Source organism: Pseudomonas sp. GW821-FHT09A09 (genome assembly GCF_059418405.1).
Genome location: NZ_JBWKPU010000021.1, coordinates 1 through 2,338, shown reverse-complemented (window position 1 = coordinate 2,338; position 2,338 = coordinate 1). Strand labels below are relative to the sequence as shown.

2 protein-coding genes are annotated in these 2,338 nt (G+C 63.9%); both read left to right on the top strand.

The genetic code is table 11. The features are described from left to right. Nucleotides 1-76 precede the first annotated feature (76 nt). Nucleotides 77-1,051: a CobW family GTP-binding protein gene (locus AC07OV_RS18525; RefSeq protein WP_494997285.1), complete on the top strand. Its 975-nt coding sequence runs from the start codon at nt 77-79 to the stop codon at nt 1,049-1,051. Then, the gene (locus tag AC07OV_RS18520; protein WP_176994913.1) at nt 1,048-2,223 is read left to right on the top strand and encodes an ABC transporter substrate-binding protein; all 1,176 of its coding nucleotides are present in this window, start codon (nt 1,048-1,050) and stop codon (nt 2,221-2,223) included. The genes AC07OV_RS18525 and AC07OV_RS18520 overlap by 4 nt, the downstream gene beginning before the upstream one ends. Nucleotides 2,224-2,338: the final 115 nt, after the last annotated feature.

Sequence of the window (2,338 nt, the reverse complement as noted above, 5' to 3'; positions counted from 1 at the left end):
CCCCCCCCCCCCCCCCCCCCCCCCCCCCCCCCCCCACCCCGGGCTCCTACAAGGGGACGCGTCATGAGGTTGGAATATGAGCATTGCTTTGAATGTAATCACCGGTTTCCTCGGCAGCGGCAAGACCACCTTGCTCAAGCGCCTGCTGCAAGGCGAGAGCCTGGGCGACACCGCGCTGCTGATCAACGAATTCGGCGACGTCGGCATCGATCACCTGCTGGTGGAGGAGGTGGCGCCGGACACTGTGCTGCTGCCCAGCGGCTGCGTGTGCTGTTCGATCCGTGGCGAGTTGAAAGACGCACTGCTCGGCCTGTTGCAGCGCCGTGAGCGCGGTGAAATCCCGGCGTTCAAGCGGGTGATCCTGGAGACCACCGGCCTGGCCGACCCGGCGCCGATCCTTGCCACCTTGAACAACGATGTGCAGTTGCGCGGGCGGTTCCACATCGGCCTGGTGATCACACTGGTCGACGCCAGCCACGCCACCTTGCAAGAGCGCCTGCACCCGGAGTGGCTGGCCCAGGTCGCCGCCGCCGATCGCCTGTTGCTGAGCAAGACTGATGTGGCCGGCGACTGCGCCCCGTTGCGTGCGCATCTGCAGGCACTCAACGCGGGTACGCCGATCCTCGATACCCACGCTATCCACAGCGGCGATCAACTGCTGCTCGGCGAAGGCTTGCGAGGCGCCGAGCCGGCCGTCGAGGTTGGCCGCTGGCAACTGCATCAACCCACCACTGCCACCCACGGCGCAGCGCAAGTGTGCTGTCTGACCTTCGATCAGCCACTGGACTGGGTCGGCTTCGGGGTGTGGCTGTCGATGCTGTTAAGATGCCATGGCGAACGAATCCTTCGCGTCAAAGGACTGCTCAACGTGAACGCAAGCTCGGCCCCCATCGTCATTCATGGCGTGCAGCACTGCCTGCATGCCCCGGTCCACCTGCCCGCGTGGCCGGGCAGCGACCGCCAGTCGCGCCTGGTGTTTATCCTGCGCGGCCTGGACCCGGCGCTGTTGCGCCGCTCCTTCGACGTGTTCTCGCGGCGGTTTGCAGCATGATCACCTTACGCGTCCTCGGCACCTCGGTGACCCTGCTCGAATGCCTGCGCGTGCGGGCCGAACAAGACCTGGGCATTCGCCTGGTGTATCAGGTGCACGATGTGGAACAGGCCCAGCGTATCGCGGTGATGCAACCCGACAGCTACGACCTTTACGATCAGTGGTTTCACAACGTCGACTTCGTGTGGCCGGCGCGGGCGATCCAGCCGATCGACACGCGGCGTATCGCGCTGTGGCATGAGATCAACGACCTGCCCAAGCGCGGGCGGCTGTCGGCCGATGATCGCCTGGGCAGTGGCAGCGTGCCGAGCGAGCGCCTGTTCGTGCAGCACGACGGCAGCCTCGGCAGTACCGTGACCGAGCGCATCAGCATGCTGCCCCTGACCCACAACGCCGACAGTTTCGCCTACCGCCCCGAGCGCTTGCCCGAGGGTTTTTGCCATGGCAACGAAAGTTGGGGGTGGTTACTGGACCCGGCCTGGAGCGCGCGTACCGCATTGCAAAGCGACGCGGCCATCGGTGCCCTGGACGCCGCGTTGGCGGTGCAGGGTGCGGGGCTGGCGCAGTTCAAGGACATCGGCAACATGAGCATCGAAGAGATCGACGTGCTCGCCGACATACTGGTGCGCAAGCAGAGGGAAGGGCACTTTGCGGCGTTCTGGTCGGATGACGAAGAGGCGGCGCAATTGATGCTCAGCCCGACCATCGATATTCAGAGCCTGTGGTCGCCGACTCTGATGCGCCTGCATCGCGCGGGGGTGAAGTATCGCTTGGCGGTGCCGCGTGAAGGTTATCGCGCGTGGTTCGGCGGGTTGTCGTTGTCACGCCATGCGCAGGGGGCGGTGTTGGATGCGGCGTATGCCTACCTCAATTGGTGGCTGTCGGGTTGGCCGGGTGCGGTGATGGCGCGCCAGGGGTATTACATCGGTAACCCGGCGCGCAGTCGTGACCACCTCAGCAGTGCCGAGTGGGATTACTGGTATGCCGGATTGCCTGCGCGGGAGGAGTTGTTGGGTAGCGATGGATTGCCGTTGATCGACATTGGCGACGTGCGTGATGGGGGTTCTTATGAGCAGCGCATGGGGCATATTGCGGTGTGGAATTCGGTGATGGATGAGCACAACTACCTGGTGCGACGGTGGGGGGATTTTATGCGGGCGCGCTGTTTTTGATTGAGTACATATCCGTTATTTAGGTAACGGCTACTTATGGTTCCGCTCTTACAGCGGCTCACTTTTGGAAAGGCCCAAAAGTAAGCAAAAGGCCTTCGCCCCAACACTCGGTGCC